This window comes from Ruegeria sp. F5 (genome assembly GCF_056533845.1).
This window is the reverse complement of the sequence record NZ_JBQFOU010000003.1, coordinates 374,414-398,170: the sequence shown is the minus strand read 5'-3', so window position 1 is coordinate 398,170 and position 23,757 is coordinate 374,414. Positions and strand designations below refer to the sequence as shown.

The window sequence follows — 23,757 nt, the reverse complement described above, 5'->3', positions numbered from 1 at the left end:
CGGGACAGCGGGATCATCACCTGCAATGAGTAGTGCCGTAATCAAAGCAAGCAACCTTGACCTCACCTTCCAGACCAATGACGGCCCGGTCCATGCCCTCAAGGACGTCAATCTGACCGTCAACAAGGGCGATTTCGTCAGTTTCATCGGGCCTTCGGGCTGCGGCAAGACCACGTTCCTGCGTTGTATTGCGGCGCTGGAAACGCCGACCGGGGGGAGCCTGACCGTCAACGGTATGACCCCGGATGAGGCGCGGCGGAACCGGGCTTATGGCTATGTGTTCCAGGCGGCGGGGCTTTATCCGTGGCGGACCATCGCCAAGAACATCAAACTGCCGCTTGAGATCATGGGCTATTCAGTTGCTGAACAGGATGAAAGGGTGAAGAACGTTCTGGAACTCGTTGATCTTGAAGGGTTCGGCGGGAAGTTCCCGTGGCAGTTGTCCGGTGGCATGCAGCAGCGGGCCAGCATTGCACGGGCGCTGGCGTTCGACGCAGACATTCTGCTGATGGACGAACCCTTTGGGGCCTTGGACGAGATCGTGCGGGATCACCTGAACGAACAGCTTCTGGCGCTTTGGGCGCGGACGGGTAAGACCATCGGGTTCGTGACGCACTCGATCCCCGAAGCGGTGTATCTGAGTACCAAGATCGTGGTGATGAGCCCGCGTCCGGGGCGGATTACGGATGTGATCGATAGCCCTCTGCCGAAAGAACGGCCATTGGACATCCGCGATACGCCCGAGTTCATCGAAGTCGCGCATCGCGTCCGCGAGGGGCTGCGCGCCGGGCATGGGGAAGAGGTGTGATGGCGGCAGGCGACCTCAGACGGGCCACGGTGGAAGACGTCCGTGCTTGCGCTCGGGTCATTTCGACCTGGATGAAACGGACAGACTGGATGCCCGAGGAACTGGCACAGGACCAGCTGGCGGCGTTGATCGCCGAGACCTTCCCCGACCGCGAGATCTGGGTGCTGGGCGATCCGGTGGATTGCTATATGTCCGTCGACCCCAAGGAAAACAAAGTCGGGGCGCTCTATTGCCTGCGTACCGGTAAGGGCCTTGGCAAGCGGCTGCTGGACAAAGCCAAAGAGGGGCGGGATTTCCTGTGGCTCACCACGCATGTGCCGAACAGGGCCGCGCAAAGATTCTATCGGCGCGAGGGGTTTGTCGCCACCGGCACCGAGGCTCCGGTTCCGCCCGAAACCCTGCCTGTGATCCGAATGGAGTGGCGCGCATGAAACAGGTCTATGCTGTTGGTCTGGTCGTTCTCGCCATTTTAGCCGCCTGGTATATCGCGTGTATCCCGATGAACATTGACAGTGCCCTGAACCAGGCTGAGCGCGCGGGTGAGGAGGTCGACCCGCCGACCATGAAAGCGCGGACGCTGGAATACGATATCATTCTGGTCTGGAACAACAGCTTCGCCATCCCCGAAACGTGGGAGCAGGATCGCCCCAGGCTGCCCGCGCCCCATGATGTGGCCATTGAGCTGTGGCAATCCACGGTGAACAAGAAAGTGACCTCGAAACGGTCGCTGGTGTATCACGGCTGGGTGACGCTCAGCGCGACGATGCTGGGGTTTGTGATCGGGACAGGGCTGGGCATTCTTCTGGCCGTTGGGATCGTGCATAGCCGGGTCATGGACCTTTCCGTCATGCCATGGGCCATCGTCAGCCAGACCATTCCGATCATCGCACTGGCACCGATGATCATCGTGGTACTGTATTCCATCGGGGTGCAGGGTCTTGTTCCGAAAGCGATCATTTCGGCCTATCTCAGTTTCTTCCCGGTGGTCGTGGGCATGGTCAAAGGGCTGCGCAGCCCCGATGCGATGCAGCTTGATCTTCTGCGCACCTACAGCGCCAGCCGGTCTCAGGCATTCTGGAAGCTGCGTTTGCCTGCGTCGATGCCCTACTTGTTCACCTCGCTCAAAATCGGGATTGCCGCGTCTTTGGTCGGCGCGATTGTCGGAGAGCTGCCAACCGGCGCGGTGGCCGGTCTGGGCGCGCGCCTGCTGGCGGGCAGCTACTATGGCCAGACGGTGCAAATCTGGTCAGCCCTGTTCGCGGCGGCCATTCTGGCGGCCAGTCTTGTCGGTCTGCTGGGGCTGTGTGAGCGGACGGTGCTTAAGCGGATGGGGATGGCGCAATGATCTTTGTCCTGTTCGCGATCCTGCTTTGGGTATTGGGCTGGTGGCTGAACAGCCGCCTTGCCAGCGGACCGCAGGCAGATACTAGGATGGTCCGGCTTCTTGCCCCGCTGATCTTTGGCCTGACGATCATAGCGGTGTGGGAGTTGCTGGTGCGGGGGCTTGAGGTGCCCCTTGTCATCCTGCCCGCGCCGTCGGTCATCGCTGTTCGGTTCGCGGACAGCCTGCCGATCCTGTGGGCGGATTTCGTGCAGACCATCATAAAGGGCGCGCTCAGCGGGTATCTGCTTGGCTGCGGCGCGGCCTTTCTGATGGCGATTGCCGTGGACCGCTGGGAATTCCTGCGCCTCGGCCTGTTGCCGGTCGGGAATTTCGTCGCGGCCCTGCCCATTGTCGGGACCGCGCCCATTCTGGTGATGTGGTTCGGGTTCGACTGGCACTCGAAAGCCGCCGTGGTGGTTGTGATGGTGTTCTTCCCGATGCTCGTGAACACGGTCGCCGGATTGCGTGAGGCGACAGCGATGCAGCGCGATCTGATGGAGACTTACGCCGCCACCTATTGGCAGAGCTTCTTTAAACTGCGTTTGCCTGCGGCGATGCCGTTTATCTTCAACGGATTGAAGATTTGTACCACTCTGGCCCTGATCGGCGCTATCGTGGCCGAGTTCTTTGGCTCGCCCATCGTTGGCATGGGCTTTCGGATTTCGACCAGCGTGGGGCAGTTGGCGCTGGATATGGTCTGGGCGCAGATCGTCGTGGCCGCGTTGGCTGGCACGGCGTTTTACGGGGCGGTGGCGATGATCGAAAAGACGGTGACATTCTGGCACCCGTCGCAGCGAGGATAAAATTCAGAAGATCCCGAAAACGGGACAAAAATAGCAACTAGGAGAAGTGAAGATGAATAAATTACTCAGCGGGGCGGTCGCAGCCTTTGGCCTGGCGGCCAGTTCGGTTCTGGCGGCAGATGAGGTGACACTGCAGTTGAAATGGGTCGGTCAGGCGCAGTTTGCAGGGTATTTTGTGGCCGAAGCCAAGGGATTCTACGACGAAGAAGGGCTGGACGTGACAATCAAACCCGGCGGCCCCGACATCGCGCCCGAGCAGGTCATCGCCGGGGGTGGTGCGGATGTCATCACCACATGGATGGCCGCCGGTCTGGCGGCGCGGGAGCGCGGGGTGCCGCTGGTCAACATCGCGCAGCCCTTCAAAACCGGCGGGTTGCAGGTGAACTGCCTGAAATCGACCGGCGTTGAATCGCCCGAGGATTTTCCGGGGCGCACAATGGGGGTCTGGTTCTTTGGCAACGAATACCCGTTCTATGCCTGGATGGCGTCTTTGGGGATCGAAACCGATGGCGCGGATGAAAACGGGGTCACGGTTCTGAAACAGGCGTTTTCGGCCGATCCGCTGATTCAGGGGCAGGCGGATTGCATTTCGACCATGACCTACAACGAATACCGGCAGATTTTGCAGGCGGGAATTGCGCCGGAAGAACTGGTGACGTTCAACTACCTGCAGATGGGTTTCGGCATGTTGGAAGACGGCCTGTATGTGCTGGAAGAAAACCTGCAGGATCCGGAGTTCGCTGACAAAATGGTCCGATTCGTTCGCGCCTCGATGAAAGGTTGGCAATACGCCGCCGAGCATCAGGAAGAGGCGGCTGAAATCGTGCTGGAATTTGACGAGACGGGCGCGCAGGAACTGGATCATCAGGTCTATATGATGGGTGAAGTTGCCAAGCTGATCGCGGGGTCCAACGGCACTCTGGACCCGGCCGACTATGATCAGACAGTTCAGACGCTTCTGTCTGCCGTTTCGACTGAAAACCCGGCAATCACCACACAGCCAGAGGGCGCGTGGACGCATCAAATCACCGATGCTGCGTTGAACTGATCCAGGCGATCATATGCACTGGCATTGGCGCGGTCCCGTTTGGGGCCGCGTTTCTTGTTTCTGATGTCGGATTTGTGTCTGTACTTGGCAGCCAAATGGCCTAGTATTTTCCTGTAAAACAACGCTTTTTGATACCATTCGGCGTGAAACAGGAAGATTATGCAGGGATTTGCATCAGAATTCAGTGGCGCCCTCTCTCTGATCCTTGACGGGGATGCAGAGTTGTGGGGGATTGTGCTGTTGTCCCTGCGGGTTTCGGTGTTCGCGGTGCTAATTTCGGCGCTGATCGGCATGCCGGTTGGTGCCGCTTTGGCGGTCGCGCGGTTTCCCGGGCGTCGGATGCTGATCGTGCTGATGAACGCGCTGATGGGGTTCCCTCCGGTCGTTGTCGGCCTGCTGGTTTATCTGATGCTGTCGCGATCCGGGCCTTTGGGGGTTCTGGAACTGCTCTATACGCCCACCGCGATGATCATCGCGCAGGTGGTGCTGGTCACGCCCATCGTCGCGGCGCTGACCCGGCAGGTGGTCGAAATGCTGGCCGAGGAGTATTCGGAACAGCTGCGTTCGCTGGGCGTGTCCCGGTTGGCGTCGGTTCCGGTGCTTTTGTGGGACGCGCGGCTGGCGCTGGTCACGGCGTTGCTGGCGGGGTTTGGGCGCGCCATTGCCGAGGTCGGCGCGGTGATCATCGTCGGCGGCAATATCAACCACGTAACGCGGGTGATGACCACGACCATCGCGCTTGAGACCTCGAAGGGCAATCTGGCGCTGGCGCTGGCATTGGGCGCGATCCTGATCGGTATCGCCATCGCCGTGAACGCGATGGTCAGCGCGCTGAGCCTGCGGGCCGAGCAGGAGGGGTTGCGCCATGCGTGATCTGGTCTGCGAAGAAGCCAATTGTCTGCAGGTCAGGCGTCTGCGGATTCGGCGCAAGGGCAAGGCGCTGCTGGATGTGCCCAGTCTGACACTGGACGGGCCGGGGCCAACCCTGATCCTTGGGCCGAACGGCGCGGGCAAAAGCCTGTTGCTGCGGTGCCTGCACGGGCTCATTACGCCGGATGAAGGGCAGGTTGTGCAGGGGGACGTTCCCCTGAACGCCGATCACAAGGCCCGGCAGGCCATGGTGTTCCAGCAACCGGTATTGCTGCGCCGGTCGGTGGCAAGCAATCTGGACTTTGTGCTGAAACGGCAGCGGCTGAACCGCGCCACGCGCAAAGCGCGGATTGCCGAGTTGCTGGCTGAGGGTGGGCTGGAGGACAAGTCTCGCCAAGCCGCGCGATCCTTGTCGGGTGGTGAGGCGCAAAGGCTGGCAATCCTGCGTGCGCTTGCCCTGAACCCCGAGACGCTGTTCCTTGACGAGCCCACCAGCGCGCTGGACCCCAGTGCCACGCAGATGATCGAACGGATGATCCTGCGCGCCTCGGCCCGCGGGGTGCGGATCGTGATGGTGACCCATGACATCGGACAGGCGCGGCGGCTGGCAGCGGATGTGGTCATGATGCATGGCGGGCATGTCGTGGAACACGGTCCGGCCAAACAGGTGCTGGACGTCCCCACAGCCGAGGCATCGCGCCGCTATCTGGCAGGCGGGCTGGTGACCTGACAAACCAAACGGAGAGTTGGATGTTGCGAAATCTCATTCGGGCGGCGTTGATAACGCTTGGGTTAACAGCTGCCCCGGCGGTGGCGGAAGAGCCCTTTATCGTGGTGCAATCCACGACCTCGACCCAGAATTCAGGCCTGTTTGATTTCATCCTGCCGGGGTTCGAGGCGGAGACGGGAATTGACGTCCGTGTCGTCGCGGTCGGCACAGGTCAGGCGATCCGAAATGCGATCAACGGGGACGGGGACGTTCTGCTTGTGCATGCCAAGCCTGCGGAAGAGCAGTTCGTGGCAGATGGCTGGGGCGTCGAGCGCAAAGACCTGATGTACAACGATTTCATTCTTGTCGGTCCGAAATCCGACCCCGCCGGAATTAAGGGCGGTGACGATATTCTGGCGGCCTTTGCGGCGATCGAGGCATCCGAGGCCCCATTTGTTTCGCGCGGAGACGACAGCGGAACCCACAAGGCCGAGATGGGCCATTGGGCTGCGACCGGCCTTGATCCGACCGGGGTCTCGGGCACTTGGTATCGGGAAACCGGCTCGGGCATGGGGGCGACGCTGAATGTTGCCAGTGGCATGGGGGCCTATACGCTGACCGACCGGGCGACCTGGCTGTCCTTTGGGAACAGGGGCAATCTTGGGGTTCTGGTCGAGGGTGATCCGCGTTTGTTCAACCAATATGGCGTAATTCTGGTGAACCCGGAAAAGCATCCCCGCGTGCGGACCAATGCCGGGCGGCGGTTTATCGACTGGCTGACGGGGCCGGACGGGCAGGCAGCCATTGAGGCCTATAAGCTGGACGGGCAACAGGTGTTCTTTCCGAATGCGCGGTGAATTGGCCTGCGGCCAATGCCTTCGGCGAGAGTATTTGGGAAAAGATGAAGCGCGTCAGCCGCTGGCACCGTTGTGATGAACCTGCCCGAGGTTTGACAGGTTGTACCCGCCGAATTCGGCTGCCCGCCTAGCGAAGGGTTCCGACCGCATGAAGGTTAGAAGCTTCTGCATCGGTGTGTCGAAATAGGCGCGCCGCCAGATGGCGAGGTCCAGCCGTTCGGAATGGGTTGGTGTGAAGCCGAGGTTGTACAGCCCGGCCAGCGCGCCTAGCCCAAAGCCCACTTCGGCTTTGGAATCGTGCAGGGCGATTGCAAGCTCTTCTTCGGTGCGCGCGCAGGTGGGCAGGGTGTCGAGGTCGTCTCGTGCCAGGCCATGCGCCATGAGCTGTGCATCGAACAGGCGCTGGCTGGCGGCGCTGTTTTGGCGAAGGATCACGTGGCGGCCTTTGAGGTCGCCGAACCCCGCGATGTCCGAAACGCCGGGGGCCAGAAGCAAACCACGCTCTCGTTGCGCGATTTCATACAGGACAACCGGGGCCTCACCCAGCGCGTCGCGCAGAGCGCCTGTATTGAACCCGTCCTCTTCGTGGATATGCAGCGCCGCGGCCTGTGCGCTGCGGTCGGCGAGGCGGCTTAGACCGTCGAAGGAGCCGTCATAATATGTGGCAAGGCCCGAGCCGCTTTCCCGCAGTGCCCAGTCGAGCAGGGGATCGTGGCTGCCGGCAACAATCGGGGGCAGGGGCGGTTCTGCCACCTGCGGGCCCGAGCGTGAGGCGTTGAGCCAGGCAATGACCTCGGCCCGCGGGAACAGCAGTTTACCCATGGCGCGGACGCAGGGAACCTCGCCTGACGAGGCGAGATCATAGGCCTTGCGCTCACCAATGCGCAGCAGGTCGGCCAGTTCGCGGGTGGTCAGGTATTCGGACATTCAATCCAGACGCACGGCTGAACCCGCCCCCGCATCCGCCGCGCTGAACCCGATCTGATCCAGCGCATAGGGCGCGGCAACTGTGATGACGACCATCGCGGCGACGGCGGCGAGAAAGGCTTTCATAATCTCCTCCGGTTCAGTTCTGGTCGGCCGTTGCGCGGCGCAGAAAGGCGATCAGATCGGTTCTGTCCTGCGCTTGCGCTATGCGTTGCATCGGCATCTTCGATCCCGGAATGTAGTGGTCGGGCCCTTCGTCGAAAAGGGCATTTATCGTCTCTTCATTCCAAATGATATCAGAGTCTTGCAGCGTATCCGAGTATAAATACCCCGGCAGCGTTCCGGCGGGGCGACCAAAGATGCCGTGCAGGGTCGGCCCGGCGCGTCGTTCACCGTCGGGTGTCAGGCTGTGGCAGATCGAACATTTCCGGGCGAACTGACGTTCGCCGTTCTCCATCTCATCGGGGTCTTTAAGGAATGCCGGTTCCGACGCTGCCATCTTTTCCGCATCGGACAGGGCGCTGACAGGCCAGCTGTACATTGCTTCGTCAATGCCGCCCGCATGGATGTTGCTGCCGTCGGTCGAGAATGCCAGCGCCCAGACAGGCCCGCGCAGCGTGGCGCGGAAATCCTGAGAGATGCGCCATTCAGCCGTGTCGATCACCATGATATACCCTTCGCCGTCCCCGACAGCCAGCAGGCTGCGATCCGGGCTGAGGGCCAGCGCAAGGATCGGGCGGCGGCCCAGGGTGAAATCGCGCTCTTCCCCGGTTGTCAGGTCCAGAATTCGCGTCACGCCATCAACGGCGCCGTAGCCGATCCAGTTGTCCTGCGGGTTCAACACCAGTTCGTTGATGCCGAACCCATGTTCGACCAGTCGGGTTTTTTCCTCGCCGCTCGCAACATGCCAGATGCGCAGTGACCCATCCATGCCCGCCGAGTAGAGCTGCGTTCCATCCGGTGAAAACACCACGGAATTCACGCCGCTGCCGGTGGGGCCAATTATCATGGGTTGGGAACCGTCCACAGGCCAGAGGCCAATAGTCCCGTCCCAGCTTGCTGTTGCGACGTGGGTTTTTGATGCGGCCAGACCGACGATCTTGCCCTGATGCCGCCCAACGATCTCGCCACCCGGCCAGCGGCGCAACGTGAAATCGTCACCCGCCGAATAAACGGCGGTTCCGTTGAACGCGACCGAGTTGACTGCGGCCTCGTGCCCCTCCAGCCATTCCGGCACCTGTTCGGTCCACAGGCCCACCGAATTGTCGAAGCTTGCGGTGGCGATACGCCCGTCCGGCGCGGTCGCGATCCCCATGATCGGCCCGCCATGACCCTTGAGCGTAAAGAACTCGGCCCCTGCAGGCAGGGGCAAAAGGGCCAGCGCCAGCGCCAGTCCCCGCATCTATTCGGCGGGCGAGGCCGCCCCTTTGCTGGCCTCTTTGTCCTGAACCTCTTCCAGCCACAGCGAGTGATGCTCGCGCGCCCATTGCTCTTCGACTTCACCGGTGCCCATGGCGTCAAACGCGCCCTCCATCCCGACCGAGCCGAGGTAGATATGCGCGATGATGATGGCGATGAAGACATAGGCGACCATCACGTGCCAGACCTGTGCATATTGCATTTCTTCCTGCGGCGACATCTGCACGGGCAGGTTCAGGCCCAGCATCTGCGGCAGGCCGGTTGCATTGGCGATCTGGAAGGTCTTGGCAAACATCGGCAGCTCGAACGGGAACAGCAGCGACAGGCCCGACAGGCTGATTGATATGCCCAGAAGGATGCAGGCCCAAAAGATGACCTTCTGTCCCGCGTTGAATTTTCTGGCGGGCGGGTGGCTGCCTTTGGTGAAGAGACCGCCGCCAGCGGCCAGCCATCTGAGGTCGGTCCGGTTCGGGATGTTATGGGCGATCCAGTTCACCGTGACGATGATCAGCCCCAGCATGAAGGCCCAGGCCAGATTGTTGTGCAGCCATTTGCAGGCCTGCGCGATGGTCGCGAACCCTTCTTTGCCGAACACAGGGATCAGAAAATCGCGGCCATAAAGCGTGAGCAGCCCGGTGATACCAAGAACCAGAAAGGACCCGGCGAAAAGCCAGTGGCCGAACCGCTCGAAGCTGTTGAACCGCGTCACCGTCCGGCCGGTTTTCTCGCCATCAATCCTGATCTTTCCTCGGATCAGGAAGAACAGCACGATGATGGCAATCATGCCGCCCAGAATATACGTTCCGTATTCGCGCAGCGGGCCGGTGCGGAAGTTCAGCCACCACATGCCGCCATCCTGTATCAGCACACTGTCAGCCGGTCCGCGCGACGAAACAGTGACATCTGCCGAGCCATATCGAAGCGCGCGATACACATCGCTGTCCGAGGCGACACCGCGCGTGCCGAACTGGCCAAGCAGGCCTTCCACATTACCCTGACCGGTGTTTTCGGAACGGAACGTGTTATCGACCTGCTCGCCGCGTTGCCGGGCGAGGATATCCTCTAGCGTCGTTGCCCCGCCGGTCTCGGCACGGTCCGGTGCGGAGGATGTGTCATCCGCCGTTTGGGCCAAGGTGGCTTGAGCAACCCCCAAGGCAAGCAGAAATGCGATGAGTAAGCGGAACATCTGAACCTCGGTCAAAATTCCCTGTCAGGCGACCCACGGATGCGGGTCGCCTGTTTGGTTCACACAGACGGTTTCTTAGCCGTCTTTCTGGTCGTAGGCCGTGCCCCAACCCCAGGCGCCCGAACCGAAACCGCGCGCCACGACGCGTTCGCGGTAAACGGCGGACACAACGTCGCCGTCTCCAGCAAGCAGGGCCTTGGTGGAACACATCTCGGCGCAGATGGGCAGTTTGCCCTCGGCGATCCGGTTGCGACCGTATTTGGCGAACTCTGCGGTCGAGTGCGTCTCCTCGGGGCCGCCGGCGCAGAAGGTACATTTGTCCATCTTGCCACGCGATCCGAAATTGCCCGCCTGCGGGTATTGCGGCGCGCCGAACGGGCACGCGTAGAAGCAATAGCCGCAACCGATGCACAGGTCCTTGGAATGCAGGACGACCCCTTCTTCGTTCTGATAGAAGCAGTCGACCGGGCACACCGCCATGCAGGGCGCATCCGAGCAATGCATACAGGCCACCGAGATCGAGCGTTCGCCCGGGTTGCCGTCATTGATCGTCACCACCCTGCGGCGGTTGATGCCCCAGGGCACCTCGTGCTCGTTCTTGCACGCGGTCACGCAGGCGTTGCATTCGATGCAGCGTTCAGCGTCGCAGAGAAACTTTGCTCTAGCCATTATCGTCCTCCTTACGCTGCCCAGATTTTGCAGAGAGTCGCTTTGGTCTCTTGCATCTGGGTCACTGAATCATAGCCATAGGTCTGGGCGGTGTTGGTACTTTCACCCAGCACATAGGGGTCGGCCCCGGCGGGGTATTTGTGCCGCTGGTCCTCGCCCTGGAAATGGCCGCCAAAGTGGAACGGCATGAAGGCAACGCCGGCACCGACCCTGTTGGTCAGCATCGCCATCACCTTGACCTTGCCGCCCTCGGGACCTTCGACCCAGACCTGCGATCCGTCGCGAATACCAAGGTTGTTGGCGTCGCGCGGATTGATCTCGACGAACATGTCCTGCTGCAGCTCGGCCAGCCACGGGTTCGACCGTGTCTCATCCCCGCCGCCTTCATATTCGACCAGACGACCTGACGTTAGGATTATCGGGTAATCCTTTGAAAAGTCGTTCTTCTGGATCGAAGCATAAAGGGTGGGCAGGCGATAGGCCTGACGGTCTTCATAGGTCGGATAGTCCTCGACCAGATCGCGCCGGTTTGTGTAAAGCGGCTCGCGATGCAGTGGGATCGGATCCGGGAAGGTCCAGACAACCGCGCGGGCTTTGGCGTTCCCGAAGGGCGCACAGCCATGCTCGATCGCGACCCGCTGGATGCCGCCGGACAGGTCGGTTTTCCAGTTGGTCTCTGGTCCCGCAACGGCGTCGATGGCTGCGCGTTCCTCAGCCGTCAGATCACCGTCCCAGCCAAGATCCATCAGCATTTGCATCGTGAATTCAGGGTATCCATCCTGAATTTCCGATCCAACGCTATAGACGCCTTCGGCCAGCAGATTGTCGCCATCGCGTTCCACGCCAAAGCGCGCGCGGAAGGTCAGGCCACCTTCGGCCACCGGTTTGGACATGTCATAGAGGTTCGGTGTCCCCGTATGACCCATCTCCGGTGTTCCCCAGCAGGGCCACGGCAGACCGTAATATTCGCCGTCGTTGGGTCCACCAATGGCTTGCAGCGTGGTCCTGTCGAACGTGTGCTGGTTGGCCATATGGCTTTTCAAACGCTCTGGCGACTGACCGGTATATCCGATGGTCCAGAGACCCGCGTTGAACTCACGTGTGATGCTTTCAACATTGGGGGTTTCCGGATCGTCCATCTCGATATTGCGGAACAACCGATCCGCCCAGCCAAACTTGTTGGCGAACTTGGCCATGATGACCTCGTCCGGCAGGCTTTCGAACAGTGGTTCTACCACTTTGTCGCGCCATTGTAGCGACCGGTTCGACGCCGTGACCGAGCCACGGGTTTCGAACTGCGTACAGGCGGGCAGCAGGTAGACGCCATCAGTACGGTCATGCAGAACGGCGGAAACGGTGGGATACGGGTCGATCACGACCAGCATGTCCAGCTTTTCCATCGCCGTCTTCATTTCCGTCATCCGGGTCTGAGAGTTGGGCGCGTGGCCCCACAGAACCATGGCGCGGACGTTGTTGTCCTGATCCATGTTGGCCGGGTCTTCCAGAACACCGTCGATCCAGCGGGACACCGGGATGCCGCGTTCGTTCTGAAGCGGTTTGTCCTTGCCGTCCTTGTCCTTGATCGTTGCGAACTGACCGGCGAGCCATTCGGGTTCCTCACCCCAGACACGCGCCCAGTGACCCCACGCACCCTTCGACAGGCCATAGTAGCCGGGCAGGGTGTGGGACAGAACGCCAAGGTCCGTCGCGCCCTGCACGTTGTCATGGCCGCGGAAGATGTTGGTGCCACCCCCCGAAGTGCCCATGTTGCCAAGCGCCAGCTGCAACACGCAATAGGCACGGGTGTTGTTGTTACCATTGGTGTGCTGCGTCCCACCCATGCACCATATCACGGTGCCCGGGCGGTTGTTGGCCATGGTCCGCGCAACGCGCTTAAGCTGCGAGCCGGGAGTGCCGGTGACGCGCTCGACCTCATCCGGGTTCCACTTGGCAACTTCTTCACGGATCTGGTCCATGCCCCAGACACGGGTGCGGATGAACTCTTTGTCCTCCCAGCCGTTGTCGAAGATGTGCCACAGGATACCCCAGATCAAAGCGACGTCCGTGCCGGGGCGGAACCGCACATATTCATCCGCATGCGCCGCCGTGCGCGTAAAGCGCGGGTCGCAGACGATAAGCGGGGCGTTGTTCTGCTCTTTCGCGCGCAGAACGTGCAGCAGCGAGACGGGGTGCGCCTCGGCCGGGTTGCCGCCGATGATGAAGATGGCCCGCGAGTTGTGGATGTCGTTATACGAATTGGTCATGGCGCCGTAGCCCCATGTATTCGCAACGCCCGCAACGGTGGTCGAGTGGCAGATACGCGCCTGATGGTCCACGTTGTTCGTGCCCCAATATGCGGCGAACTTGCGGAACAGATAGGCCTGTTCGTTGTTGTGTTTCGCAGAACCCAGCCAGTACACGCTGTCCGGCCCGGATTCTTCGCGGATGTTCATCATGCCGTCGCCGATCTCGTTGATCGCCTCTTCCCAGCTGATGCGCTTCCACTCGCCGCCTTCCTTTTTCATCGGATATTTCAGGCGGCGTTCGCCATGGGCATGCTCGCGGACCGAGGCCCCCTTGGCGCAGTGTGCCCCCAGATTGAACGGGCTGTCCCAACCGGGTTCCTGCCCGATCCAGACGCCGTTCTGCACTTCGGCGACGACGGTACAGCCGACCGAGCAATGGGTGCATACGGATTTGATGTTTTCGACGGCCTGATTGGCCGCTGTCTGGGCGCTGGCAGGCGTCACGGTTCCACCCGTGGCGCTGATTGCGGCAAGGCCGCCGATCGTCAGGCCCGAGCCACGCAGAAATGCGCGGCGATCGACGGTTTTTTCGCCGACCTGGGACAGGATACTTGTCCGCTGGGGGCGTTTCGCAACCCCGTTGGTCTTTTTCCTAAGCATTGGTTTCCTCCCTTGCGCGCCGTGTAAGCCACGGCTGGCTTGGTACTCTTGGTGCCGACGTCAGGGCCAATCGCAACCGTCAGTCGGGGGGAAAGCGTCCGGTTAGAGCCGGGTGCTTTCATCGTGGCTCAAAAGCGCGTGCTTTCGATGTAGGCGCGGGTATGCGCGGTGTCCTGCATCCGGGTTTCATCCGTTGGCAGCTCGGCTGCTTCGGCTTTTCCGGTCAGGCTGGCGGCGGCAACGGCAGCGGGCGCTGCGGTTCCGGCCAGTTTCAGGAAGTCGCGGCGGGTTGCGCCTTCTTCCTTGGTCTTGCTCATGGGAGTCCTCCTTTCCCATTTGCGACATAGCGCCGATTTCGGCGCTGGCGAGTGGCAGCCTAGGCTGCCGTCATTCGGAAGGCCTCACGCTCGATCTCCATGAAGGTCCGGCCAGCGGTGCCGACCGAGGCATAGAGAACCGAGTTTTCAGCGGCTTCCAAATCCGAATAGAAATGCACGGCCCACGGGCCGATATGCTTGTTCCAGAACGCTTTTTGATCGTCCAGCGAGGCTGGCGTGCCAAACCGGCCGACGATCATGCCCGCCATCATCTCCATCAGCGAGGCGATGTTGTCTTCGGGTTCGAACACGTTCTGCGCGCGGGTAATGCCCCGTGACGCCATATCGTTGCGCAACTGCGCCAAGGGCTTTTCGTTCAGGAATCCGGTCAGGTAGAAACTGGCATATGGCAGCAACTCGCCCCGCCCCAGACCGATGAACAGCGCGTTGAACTCGCGCTCGGCGGCGGCGGGTTTGGTGACTTTGGCCACCCGCGCCATGGCTTGTATGGCTTGCCCAAGATCGGTGTCGTCACCGCTCAGGCCCGAGACCTGATCCAACAGCATCTGATCCGGCGGGGCTGACAGTATCAGACCCAGAAAGTTGTAGAAATCCGCGCGCAGGCGATCCTCGGCCGAGACATCCATCTGTTGCGCTTCGCTTGCGGTCATTGCGTTATCCTTCGAACTCGAATGTCATGCGACGCGGGGCGGGCGGCAGGTCCGCATCTTCGGTGTCATCGACCTGCGCCACATCGACCGGAACGGGGGTGTCCTGCGGTTCTTCGTCGGCGATCATAGGCTCGGGGGCTGCGTCTTCTTCCTCTTCGCCAATGTCCTCATCCGCGGCCAGAGCTTCGACATGCGCCAGCATGCCTTTGCCGACCTGATAGGCGGTCTGAAGGTTTTCGATCACGCAGGCCGCGTCGGTATAGTCCTCGCCGTAATCCACCAGCCCATCGACATTGGCCAGCACCGGGTTCAGCCGCCACAACCGCCGCAGCGCGCGGCGGCGCAGCCGGTCGGGTACCGCTTTGGCCATGAAACCTGATACGTCATCGCCGGGTTGCAGGTCGTCCGGGTCGGGAAGGTTGAACTCGGCCAGTATCTCGGCGTCAGACTTTTCTTCCAGTTCGGCGCGCTGATCTGCGAGGGCCTGTTCCTCCACGGCGGTCCGTTCGGCCTGGACTTCAGCCTGCACCGCCGCCTTGCGACGGGACCAGAAATCGCGCGCTTCGGTCAATGCACGGCCCTCCGAGGTGCGCGATACACGTCCGAGGTCTGCCGGATACGCGCATCCCCCTTACCGTCCTCGACCAGATCGGTGCGTTTCTTGTCGCGGCGGCGTTTGACGAAAACCTCGTCCTGGTGATGCTGCAGGGTGAAATCGCGAACCCAGGCGATCAGCCCTTCGGTCATCGGTATCTTTTCGACGATCTCTTCGCCCGTATCGGCATAATCCTGACCCTCGTAAGGTGAGGCCGTGATCAGAACCGCCGTCAGGGGATGGTCGCCGCTGGGCTCGTTGCGCATCACAAGGTAGACCGAGGGCTGCCCGTCCGACAGGTTGGCCATATACGCCTCGGTCTCATCCGACCAGAGTTTCAGGGGCAGGGTGGCGGCGTGGTATTCAACCGCGTCGCCTTCGCGGCGCAGTTCAACCCAGTCCGCCGGACCTGCGCCGGGAAGGGCTGCAACGGCGCGCCAGTTCCACTTCGCCCACCGGGTCACCCCGGGGGTTTTGCGCACGATGACGCCAACCGGCATCTCTGTCTGGTTTGCGGCCTTGGCCACGTACTCCTCCCCGGAAGGCTCTCCCCTGCCTTCCCCAAGGTCTACTATGGTACACAAAACTGTCACCTGCCAAGCCTGTATTGATCGGAAACGGGGCTCATCACCGTTTGTTTATGCTGTTAACGACGCGGACGAACCGTGAGACAGCAACTCTGTCCTTTTTTTGCGGGTTTACATTGCCTCCGCCCCGCTGCGGCCTAAAGTGGTGGGGATGTTGGGGAGGAATTTGCATGAAACTACTGCTCTGTGATTGCGCAGGGTCGCAAGCCGTGGGCGCCGACGGGATCGCTGCAGCTTGCGATGTTGAATGTTCCAAGGTGCATACCGCGCTCTGCACCAAAGAACTGGGCGCTGCGGCAGAGCATTTGAAGGATGGCGGCGCGGCGCTGATAGCCTGCGGGCAGGAACAGGCGGTGTTTCGGGATTTGGCCGAGGATATGGGCGTTGAGACGCCGGGCTTTGTCGATCTGCGCGACCGGGCGGGCTGGTCCGATCAGGGCCGGAACGCCACCGCCAAGATGGCGGCGCTGACCGCCGAGGCGATGGTGCCGCAGCCCGTCACCTCAAGCGTGGATGTCATAAGCGAGGGCACGTGTTTCATCGTCGGAGCGGGCGAGGTCGCTTTCCCATTGGCCGAACGCTTGTCGGAAACGCTGGCCGTGACGGTGCTGGTGACGGACAAGGCGCAGCCGGTCTCGCGCGCGTTCGATGCCATTCGCGGGCGGGTGAAATCCCTGAACGGTGCGCTGGGTGGCTTTTCCCTGAAACTGGATGCGCTGCAACAGCTCGAACCCGGCGGGCGCGGAGAATTCAGGTGGTCGGAACCGCGCGACGGCGCGCGCTCGGCCTGCGATATCGTCATCGATCTGGCCGGAAGATCGCCGTTCGTTCAGGCCCCCGCCAAGCGCGAGGGGTATTTGCGCGCCGATCCGAAAGACACCGTTGCGATTGAACGGCTGGCCTTTGACGCGGCGCAGCTTGTGGGCACTTTCGAAAAGCCGCTTTACGTGAGGTTGGAGGAAACCCTGTGCGCGCATTCCCGCGCCGAACAGGTGGCCTGCACGAACTGTCTGGATATCTGTCCGACAGGGGCGATAACGCCCGCGGGTGAGCATGTCACCATCGATCCGATGATCTGCGCTGGTTGCGGTGAATGTTCTGCCCTGTGCCCCTCGACCGCGATCACATACGAAGACCCGCCGGTTTCGGCCCTTCTGTCCCGGCTCCATATTCTGGCGCGCACTTATCGTCGCGCCGGGGGCACTGCGCCCCGACTGTTGGTGCATGATGCCTTCGGGGCCGAGATGATCCGGCTTTCCGCCCGCTTTGGGCGGGGCGTGCCTGCGGATGTCATTCCATTGGAGCTATCCGTGATTTCCGGGTTCGGCCATGCCGAGATGCTGGCCGCGCTGGCGCATGGCTTTGCGCGAGTCGATATCCTGCTGGCCCCGACAACCGAGCGGGATGCGCTGAAATCGGAACTTGCTTTGGCGCAGGCAATCGCGCCCAAGGCCGGGTTGGGGCTGATTGATCAGAGCGATCCCGACGCCTTGTCCGATCTTCTGTATTCACAGGAAGTTTCCGCGCCTTTGGCCGATCCGGTTCTGCCACTGGGCAACCGCAGGCAGATCGCCCGCCTTGCGGCGCAGTCGCTGAACCCGGGCCTCGATACGCCTTTGCCCCTGCCGGAAAACGCGCCGTATGGGGCGGTTGCCGTGGACACCGACGCCTGCACCCTTTGTCTCAGCTGTGTGTCGCTCTGCCCCTCTGGCGCGCTGATCGACAACCCGGACAAACCGCAACTGAACTTCCAGCAAGATGCCTGCCTGCAATGCGGCCTGTGTCGCGGCATCTGCCCCGAAAACGCGATCACGCTGGTTCCGCAGCTTGACCTGAGCGACGCGGCTTTGTCCCAACAAGTTCTGAACGAGGAAGAACCCTTTGCCTGCGTCGAATGCGGCGCGTTGTTCGGGGTGAAATCCACGGTCGAGCGCATTATGGACAAGCTGTCGGGCACGCATCCGATGTTTGCCACCTCGGACAAGGCGCGGATGATCCAGATGTGCGACAATTGCCGGGTGAACGCGCAGTTCCAGCAGAAGGACAACCCGTTCCAGTCAAACCCGAAGCCGCGTGTTGTGACCACGGATGACTATTTCTCAAAACGGAAGGATCACTGATGCTTCAGCGGCGCGCCAAGGTCGGCTGCGTTGATGACCGAGACGAAGGCGAGGATCGCCTCGAGATCGTCCAGCGTCATTTCGACCGGAACTATGGGCGAGGGGCGCGTGGGGTCGAAAGGCGGCGTCACCCCGTCGATTTGCGTGAAGGCGGGGTGGGGGTTGAGGGCAAAGAAAGCCTCGAACCGTTCGGACCAGTCGGGCAGGGATCGCAGCACGGCGAAAGACGGGGTCGAGCCAAGACCGTTCATCCGGTTCTTCGGCCCAATGACATGGCAGCGCCCGCAATGGGTCATCGACAGTTCTTCGCCCAGCACCGTGTCGCCGTCCACGGCGGAGTCATCAACCGCTGCCGCGATTTCGAACGTGGCGCTGAACGGGGCACCGTCAGGTGGGGCGAAGCTTTCGACCGTGCGTTTGCCGATGTCAGACAACAGCCAGTCGCGGAACCGGGTCTGGCGGGCGTTCTCTTCGGTTTGCAGGAAGAAAACCGTATCGCCTCGGGCAAAAACCGGCTCACCCGGCGGGGTGGTTGTCAAGGTCATGACACCGGTTTCGTCCGCAATCACGCGTATCCCGGTCTTGAGTGAGAAGCGCGGAAGAATATGTTGCAACAGGCCCGTGTCTGATACCTCGGCCGGGGCGGCAAGGCCAATGGCCTCCTGCGACCAAGAGGGGGTGGCGGTGAGCGTCAGGCTCAGGCACAAGAGGACAACGCGCATGCCGCAGCCTAACGGCGCAGTGCGGGATGCGTCAAATGAACAGAATGAGACGGAGACACATGCAATGAATGGCAGCCACGCGGTTGGGCAAATCAATGAGGCAAAGGCATGACTGTCCGTGACGCGGTTCTTGCGAACCTGAAAAAGATCACCGACCCGGTTTCCGGTCAGGACATTGTCAGCGCCGGTGTCGTACGCGCGCTGAACGTCGAAGGCGACACCGTGCGGTTCGTGCTGGAGATCGATCCGAAACACGCCGAGAAGATGGAACCGGTGCGCGAGACCGCTGAAAAGGCGGCACAGATGGTGGATGGGGTCGCCAAGGTTTCGGCCATGTTGACCGCGCATTCAGACAAGGCCCCGCCGGATCTGAAGCCCAAGCCGAAGCCCTCGCAAACCGGGCCGCAGGCGGTGCCGGGGGTGGACCGGATCATTGCGGTTGCCTCGGGCAAGGGGGGCGTGGGTAAGTCTACGGTTTCGGCCAACCTCGCCTGTGCGCTGGCGGCTGAGGGTCGCCGCGTGGGTCTGCTGGACGCGGATGTTTATGGCCCGTCGCAACCCCGCATGCTGGGCGTCTCGGGCCGACCGGCCAGCCCCGATGGAAAGACTATTCTGCCGCTGCGCAATCACGGTGTCACCATGATGTCGATGGGGCTGATGACCAATGAAGGGCAGGCCGTTGTCTGGCGCGGGCCGATGCTGATGGGCGCGCTGCAACAGATGATGAGCCAGGTGCAATGGGGGGCGCTGGACGTGCTGATCGTCGACCTGCCGCCGGGCACCGGCGATGTGCAATTGACGCTGAGCCAGAAGTTTCAGGTGGACGGCGCAATCGTTGTCTCCACCCCGCAGGATGTGGCGCTGATCGATGCCCGCAAGGGGATCGACATGTTCAACCAGCTCAAGACCCCCATCGTCGGGATGATCGAGAACATGTCCACCCATATCTGTTCGAATTGCGGGCACGAGGAGCATGTGTTCGGCCACGGCGGCGTCGCGTCCGAGGCCGAGGCCATGGGCGTGCCATTGCTGGGTGAAATCCCGCTGCATCTGGACATCCGCGTTGCGGCGGACGGGGGCGCACCCATTGTGGTCAGCAAGCCGGACAGCCCGCAGGCCGAGGCCTTCCGAAAAATCGCGCGGGACATGATCGCCAAAGGCAAAGCATGACCGAGCCGGTCTTTCCCCCGCTGCTGTCAGGGCAACCCGTAAAGGGTGGGGAAGACCCGTTTGAACGCGCGCAGGCCGTGGCAACGCTTGGTTGCGATGCAGGAACGGTGATCTACAACATTCAGGCCGACCGCCTGCGCGTCGCCATCGTGTTCGCGCCCGAGGTTGCGTTGCAAGACGCAATGGCGATGCTGCCGCTCTGCGCCGTGGGCTTTCAGAACGCGCTGGGGGCGCTGGCCCCGCCCGAAGTCGCCGTGCATCTGGGCTGGGACGGGCTGATTTGCGTGAACGGTGCCAAATGCGGTTCGTTTCACGTGGCCGCTTCGACCCATGCGCCCGGGGATCAGCCCGATTGGCTGGTTGTCGGATGGGAACTGGCCTTGCTGCAAACCAGCGACGCGCCGGGGGAAACGCCTGACGTGACCGCGCTCTATGATGAGGGATGCGCCGACGTTTCGCCAACCCAGTTGGTCGAAAGCTGGTCGCGCCACATGCTGACATGGCTCAACCGGTGGCAAGAGGACGGCAACGCGCCGCTGCACGCCGAATGGATGGGTCTGCTGCGCGGGGTCGGAGAACCGGTGGACGGCGGAGTATTCCTTGGCACAGACGAACGCTTTGGCATGCTGATCCGCGACGGCGCGGACACCCATCTGCGCCCGTTGACGCAATTGTTGGAGACCGCCTGATGAAACTGGCCCGTGCAATCCATTTCGACGAAAGCGACATGAACGTCTTTCATTCTCCGGCGCGTACCGGCGAATGGTGCATCTCGGGCGGATTCGAGTTTTCGAACTGGGGTGAGGGCGATCTTGAAGGCAAAGCACGTCAGGCTTTTGCCAATGGATGGCTGGGGTTAGAAACCTTTGGCCGCGTGACATTTGTTGCCGTGACGCAGATCGAACCTGCGGAACGGGATCAGGTCGCGCGCAATCTGGCGGAACATTTCGTGCAACTCTACGGCGCGCCTTCCCTTGAGGCCGCGCTGGACGTGGCCCAAGCCGAAATCGATCATATGTCAGAGCTATGCGAAGAGCATGGGCCCAACACACTGCTGACCGTCGCCCGCGAGTTGTCTGATGCAGGGGTGCACGAAGCATTTCGTGTCATCACCCCGCAAGAGGCCGAGCTTGAGGCTCTGGCCGTGCATGGGTCGCTGGACGAATGAGCCCGGCTTAGTCACCGGAAAAGCAGGGAATTACTAGTACGCCAGCAGTTTCGGATGCGGCTCCAACTGCATCGGGGTCACTTCGGTGCAGTTCGGATCAAGGCTGTAACCCAACTGCTCAAAATCAATTCGGAACACGCGGGCGACAAGATCGATCGTCTCGTCGTCGTAATGCTGCAGGTAACTACCACGCTTCGATTTGTTCAGATGCGGCAGTTCAGCGTTGATCCCAAGATGCCGCGTGATCTCTGAAAAGCTGTCCGAGACCGTTTCGACACGCCCGATTTTCTGAACGAGATTGCGCCCTTCATCATCCACAAGATAACGCACCTGCCAGCTTTCCGGGTGATCGGGGTCGTAGGTCTTTAGAATGTAATCCCGAAAACTCAGCCCCTGCACCTTTTCATGGTCATGATGTTGCGGCGCCTGTTGCATGTAATAGAAAAACGAAACCATCAAATCGTATGGGTTTCGCACAAAGCTGAAGCTTTTCATCGACCAGTAACGATCTCCGAAATAGGCAAGATATTCAGCCGCCGTGGCGTGGTTTGGCAGAGGTTGGAACTGCGTGATCTCATAGATTTTCCGGCCCGAGACACGTTTCGAAATGCTGTTTACAAAGCGCTGCACCCTGTTCTCGCGGTCGAAATCGTGCCGCAGGCAATAGGTGACCGAGCTTCCGGCGGTCTTCGGGATGTGCACGAAGACAAAGTTCTTTTTGCTGCTGATCATCTTCTCTCCGAGCGCACTGCCTGTGGTGATTGCGGGCCGGATAGCAATTTAGCAGGCCACTCACCATAGATGAAGAGAAACGAGTATTCAGATGTTGTCGAGAAACTTCCCGAACTGACCGCGCTTGAAAATAAGGCCCTGACCGGGGCGGTGCATGACCGTTTCCACGTGACCGATCAGGATCAGATGATCCCCGGCCTCGTACCGGGCATGCAGGCGGCAATCGAACCGGGCCAGGCAATTGGCCAGACGCGGGCCGCCTGACGTGTCTGCGGCCCAGTCGGCATGCGAGAAATCGGCCCCGTCGCGGGCGAATTTCAGCGCCTGATCCTGCTGTTCCTGCGCCATGACATGGATGGAGTAGTGCTGGCAGTCGCTGAACGCGTCGAAGCGGTTCGACTCTTTGGCCAGACACCACAGCACCAGCGGCGGGTCCAGCGACACGGACGCGAAAGAGTTCACGGTGATTGCCCGTGGCCCCAGTGCAGTCTCCGTGGTGATGACGGTTACACCCGTGCCATAACAGCCCAATGCCTCGCGAAAGGCATTTCTTTGATCGGGGCTGGGGGTAAAGGTCTTCTCGGTCATCGCGCTTGTTCCTTGGCCGCGCATCAGGTGCCACGGCCCGCCGGATTTGTCCATCGAAAGCTGACTTTGACCCGCATATTACGGCAGGTCAGTTCAGGTCCTCGAGCAGACGGCCGTGTTTGCGCGTCTCGACGATGACGGCCCCGAACGTGTTCATACCCCGGGCCTGCAGCATCGGCAGCATCTTGACCAGCGCCTCGGCGGTTGCAACGGCGTCCCCCAAGGCGGTGTGGCGCAGCGCTTCGGGGATGTCGATGTCCAGCCGTTCGCATAGCGCGTCCAGCGTGTGGGTGTCGCTGGCCCCGAACAGGACCGCCGACAGCAGGACGGTGTCCAGGATCGGGTGATCCCATTCGACATTCATTCGTTTTGCATGGCGGCGCAGAAAGGCCATGTCGAACGGCGCATTATGGGCCACGATCACCGCATCACGGGCAAACTGGTGAAAGAGCCGTCCGGCTTCGGAAATATCCGGCGCGCCCTGAACCATGTGGTCGCTGACCTTGTGAACCCGGGTCGAGGCGGGCGGAATCGGAATGCCGGGATTGACCAGCGTGTCGATGCGCTCACCCTCGACGATCCGCCCTTTCAGAACCCGAACCGCGCCGATCTGAACGATTTCGTCCTTGTGGGGCAGCAGGCCGGTCGTTTCGGTGTCAAAGACCACAAAGCACAGATCGGACAGGGACAGGCTTTCAAATTCGCCTTCCGTGTTCGAGGTGAGCAGGTCGAAATCATAGACCAGCGGGCGCTCGGCATCGGGTGAGATCTGGACGGCGCTGTCGTCGAAGATCAGCATATAGCCGGGCGCGTCGCCCAGCGGCTTCATCCGGGCCGAATAGGTCTGATTTCCATCGATGCTGCGCAACGTGCAGGTCACGTCCAGACCTGTTTTCGTCAGCTTCGCATAGGCGCCTTCCAGATGCGTCGGGTCGAGGTATTCAAAAAGCGAGGCGTTTAGCCGGGGATGGGCGATCTGGGCCAGAACCTCGGCCGCCTGCGCGTCATATAGAACGATCTTATGCGTCGGTCCCGCCAGCAGCATGGCGACGGGAATTTCGGTCAACAGCGCCGTAAGCCGCTGTTTTTCCGCAGCGAGATTTGCGGTTTCGGCGGCAATGACCTCGGCGATGTTCATCGTTTTGTCGGACAATTGATCGGCAAGCCCGGCGGCGGCTGGCGCAAGATCGCCAAGGTACTTTGCCGCGTCCAGATCCATGTCGGTACTGACGCCCGCGTGCGCCCGCGCGCGCAACTCGGCGGACAGGCGCTCGATCGGTTTGGCGACATTGTCGTCGAACAGCAGCCAAATCCCGGCGATCATGGCGAGAAACCCAAACGCGATCAGGATTTCGGCGAAGATGAATGAGTCCAACAGGTCCGGATCGTTGGACCGTGCATAGCTGATCCAAAGCGCAACCGAACTGACGGCCAGCCCGCCCACGGCCAGAAGGCAGAAGAACAGAAAGACACGAAGGCGCAGGCTCAGCTTGGTCAGCAT

At 61.3% G+C, this 23,757-nt stretch carries 26 protein-coding genes; 12 read left to right on the top strand and 14 right to left on the bottom strand.

All coding sequences use genetic code 11. From position 1 onward, the window contains the following. Nucleotides 1-25: 25 nt before the first annotated feature. The 8 genes from ACR0K1_RS06840 (at nt 26) to ACR0K1_RS06805 (ending at nt 6,479) form a co-directional block, all read left to right on the top strand. Nucleotides 26-808: an ABC transporter ATP-binding protein gene (locus ACR0K1_RS06840; protein ID WP_480849379.1), complete on the top strand. Its 783-nt coding sequence runs from the start codon at nt 26-28 to the stop codon at nt 806-808. Beyond that, nucleotides 808-1,239, top strand: coding sequence for a GNAT family N-acetyltransferase (locus ACR0K1_RS06835; protein WP_480849377.1), 432 nt, complete (start codon nt 808-810; stop codon nt 1,237-1,239). The genes ACR0K1_RS06840 and ACR0K1_RS06835 overlap by 1 nt, the downstream gene beginning before the upstream one ends. Then, nucleotides 1,236-2,153, top strand: coding sequence for an ABC transporter permease (locus ACR0K1_RS06830; protein WP_480610261.1), 918 nt, complete (start codon nt 1,236-1,238; stop codon nt 2,151-2,153). The genes ACR0K1_RS06835 and ACR0K1_RS06830 overlap by 4 nt, the downstream gene beginning before the upstream one ends. Next, complete coding sequence (locus ACR0K1_RS06825; protein ID WP_480610262.1) at nt 2,150-2,995, top strand: ABC transporter permease; 846 nt, start codon at nt 2,150-2,152, stop codon at nt 2,993-2,995. The genes ACR0K1_RS06830 and ACR0K1_RS06825 overlap by 4 nt, the downstream gene beginning before the upstream one ends. A gap of 52 nt (nt 2,996-3,047) precedes the next feature. Then, entirely contained in the window at nt 3,048-4,043 is a 996-nt protein-coding gene (locus tag ACR0K1_RS06820; RefSeq protein WP_480610263.1) for an ABC transporter substrate-binding protein, read from the top strand. 159 nt (nt 4,044-4,202) lie between these two features. Next, complete coding sequence (locus ACR0K1_RS06815) at nt 4,203-4,916, top strand: ABC transporter permease (RefSeq protein ID WP_480610265.1); 714 nt, start codon at nt 4,203-4,205, stop codon at nt 4,914-4,916. Next, nucleotides 4,909-5,643 carry an ATP-binding cassette domain-containing protein gene (locus ACR0K1_RS06810; RefSeq protein ID WP_480849373.1) on the top strand — a complete coding sequence of 245 codons (735 nt, stop codon included), beginning with the start codon at nt 4,909-4,911 and terminating at the stop codon, nt 5,641-5,643. The genes ACR0K1_RS06815 and ACR0K1_RS06810 overlap by 8 nt, the downstream gene beginning before the upstream one ends. Nucleotides 5,644-5,663: 20 nt before the next feature. After that, a complete protein-coding gene (locus ACR0K1_RS06805) occupies nt 5,664-6,479 on the top strand; it encodes an ABC transporter substrate-binding protein (protein WP_480610268.1) in 816 nt (271 codons plus the stop codon). Between the two features lie 54 nt (nt 6,480-6,533). On the opposite strand, the gene ACR0K1_RS06800 is transcribed toward ACR0K1_RS06805, so the two are convergent. The 10 genes from ACR0K1_RS06800 to ACR0K1_RS06755 all read right to left on the bottom strand — a co-directional run bounded on the left by ACR0K1_RS06800 (nt 6,534) and on the right by ACR0K1_RS06755 (nt 15,696). After that, nucleotides 6,534-7,406, bottom strand: coding sequence for a substrate-binding domain-containing protein (locus tag ACR0K1_RS06800; RefSeq protein ID WP_480610270.1), 873 nt, complete (start codon nt 7,404-7,406; stop codon nt 6,534-6,536). Next, nucleotides 7,407-7,532 (bottom strand): hypothetical protein, encoded by a 126-nt coding sequence (locus ACR0K1_RS06795; protein ID WP_480610272.1) that lies wholly within the window; start codon nt 7,530-7,532, stop codon nt 7,407-7,409. Between the two features lie 13 nt (nt 7,533-7,545). After that, nucleotides 7,546-8,808 carry a c-type cytochrome gene (locus ACR0K1_RS06790; protein ID WP_480849370.1) on the bottom strand — a complete coding sequence of 421 codons (1,263 nt, stop codon included), beginning with the start codon at nt 8,806-8,808 and terminating at the stop codon, nt 7,546-7,548. After that, nucleotides 8,809-10,011 carry a formate dehydrogenase subunit gamma gene (locus tag ACR0K1_RS06785; RefSeq protein WP_480849368.1) on the bottom strand — a complete coding sequence of 401 codons (1,203 nt, stop codon included), beginning with the start codon at nt 10,009-10,011 and terminating at the stop codon, nt 8,809-8,811. It lies immediately after the preceding gene. Nucleotides 10,012-10,086: 75 nt separating this feature from the next. Further along, the gene (gene fdh3B, locus ACR0K1_RS06780) at nt 10,087-10,680 is read right to left on the bottom strand and encodes a formate dehydrogenase FDH3 subunit beta (protein WP_010439472.1); all 594 of its coding nucleotides are present in this window, start codon (nt 10,678-10,680) and stop codon (nt 10,087-10,089) included. Nucleotides 10,681-10,691: 11 nt separating this feature from the next. Then, a complete protein-coding gene (locus tag ACR0K1_RS06775) occupies nt 10,692-13,586 on the bottom strand; it encodes a formate dehydrogenase subunit alpha (protein WP_480610276.1) in 2,895 nt (964 codons plus the stop codon). A 128-nt stretch (nt 13,587-13,714) separates the two neighbouring features. Next, nucleotides 13,715-13,903 (bottom strand): ubiquinol-cytochrome c reductase iron-sulfur subunit N-terminal domain-containing protein, encoded by a 189-nt coding sequence (locus tag ACR0K1_RS06770; protein ID WP_039535039.1) that lies wholly within the window; start codon nt 13,901-13,903, stop codon nt 13,715-13,717. Nucleotides 13,904-13,962: 59 nt separating this feature from the next. Further along, nucleotides 13,963-14,574, bottom strand: coding sequence for a TorD/DmsD family molecular chaperone (locus ACR0K1_RS06765; RefSeq protein ID WP_480610278.1), 612 nt, complete (start codon nt 14,572-14,574; stop codon nt 13,963-13,965). 4 nt (nt 14,575-14,578) lie between these two features. After that, complete coding sequence (locus tag ACR0K1_RS06760) at nt 14,579-15,145, bottom strand: DUF3306 domain-containing protein (protein WP_480849365.1); 567 nt, start codon at nt 15,143-15,145, stop codon at nt 14,579-14,581. Next, nucleotides 15,142-15,696 carry a DUF3305 domain-containing protein gene (locus tag ACR0K1_RS06755; protein ID WP_480610282.1) on the bottom strand — a complete coding sequence of 185 codons (555 nt, stop codon included), beginning with the start codon at nt 15,694-15,696 and terminating at the stop codon, nt 15,142-15,144. Before ACR0K1_RS06755 ends, ACR0K1_RS06760 begins: the two co-directional genes overlap by 4 nt. A gap of 230 nt (nt 15,697-15,926) precedes the next feature. On the opposite strand from ACR0K1_RS06755, the gene ACR0K1_RS06750 reads away from it, so the two are divergent. Further along, nucleotides 15,927-17,876, top strand: a complete 1,950-nt coding sequence (locus ACR0K1_RS06750; protein WP_480849362.1) for a 4Fe-4S binding protein — start codon at nt 15,927-15,929, stop codon at nt 17,874-17,876. On the opposite strand, the gene ACR0K1_RS06745 is transcribed toward ACR0K1_RS06750, so the two are convergent. Continuing rightward, the gene (locus ACR0K1_RS06745) at nt 17,870-18,598 is read right to left on the bottom strand and encodes a hypothetical protein (protein ID WP_480610285.1); all 729 of its coding nucleotides are present in this window, start codon (nt 18,596-18,598) and stop codon (nt 17,870-17,872) included. The two genes, ACR0K1_RS06750 and ACR0K1_RS06745, sit on opposite strands and share 7 nt — an antisense overlap. A gap of 108 nt (nt 18,599-18,706) precedes the next feature. On the opposite strand from ACR0K1_RS06745, the gene ACR0K1_RS06740 reads away from it, so the two are divergent. Genes ACR0K1_RS06740 through ACR0K1_RS06730 form a run of 3 tightly spaced genes read left to right on the top strand, consistent with a single transcriptional unit; the run spans nt 18,707 to nt 20,936 of the window. Beyond that, nucleotides 18,707-19,768, top strand: coding sequence for an Mrp/NBP35 family ATP-binding protein (locus ACR0K1_RS06740; protein WP_480610287.1), 1,062 nt, complete (start codon nt 18,707-18,709; stop codon nt 19,766-19,768). Further along, nucleotides 19,765-20,457: a biotin/lipoate--protein ligase family protein gene (locus ACR0K1_RS06735; protein ID WP_480610289.1), complete on the top strand. Its 693-nt coding sequence runs from the start codon at nt 19,765-19,767 to the stop codon at nt 20,455-20,457. Before ACR0K1_RS06740 ends, ACR0K1_RS06735 begins: the two co-directional genes overlap by 4 nt. Then, on the top strand, nt 20,457-20,936 hold the full coding sequence (locus ACR0K1_RS06730) for a DUF6505 family protein (RefSeq protein WP_480610291.1): 480 nt from the start codon (nt 20,457-20,459) through the stop codon (nt 20,934-20,936). Before ACR0K1_RS06735 ends, ACR0K1_RS06730 begins: the two co-directional genes overlap by 1 nt. 33 nt (nt 20,937-20,969) lie before the next feature. Here ACR0K1_RS06730 and ACR0K1_RS06725 read toward each other — a convergent pair whose 3' ends face one another. From ACR0K1_RS06725 to ACR0K1_RS06715, 3 genes are all read right to left on the bottom strand, one after another. Beyond that, on the bottom strand, nt 20,970-21,668 hold the full coding sequence (locus ACR0K1_RS06725; protein ID WP_480610292.1) for a sulfotransferase family 2 domain-containing protein: 699 nt from the start codon (nt 21,666-21,668) through the stop codon (nt 20,970-20,972). An 87-nt stretch (nt 21,669-21,755) separates the two neighbouring features. Then, on the bottom strand, nt 21,756-22,256 hold the full coding sequence (locus tag ACR0K1_RS06720; RefSeq protein WP_480610294.1) for a flavin reductase family protein: 501 nt from the start codon (nt 22,254-22,256) through the stop codon (nt 21,756-21,758). A gap of 88 nt (nt 22,257-22,344) precedes the next feature. Continuing rightward, a complete protein-coding gene (locus ACR0K1_RS06715; RefSeq protein WP_480849359.1) occupies nt 22,345-23,757 on the bottom strand; it encodes a 3'-5' exonuclease in 1,413 nt (470 codons plus the stop codon).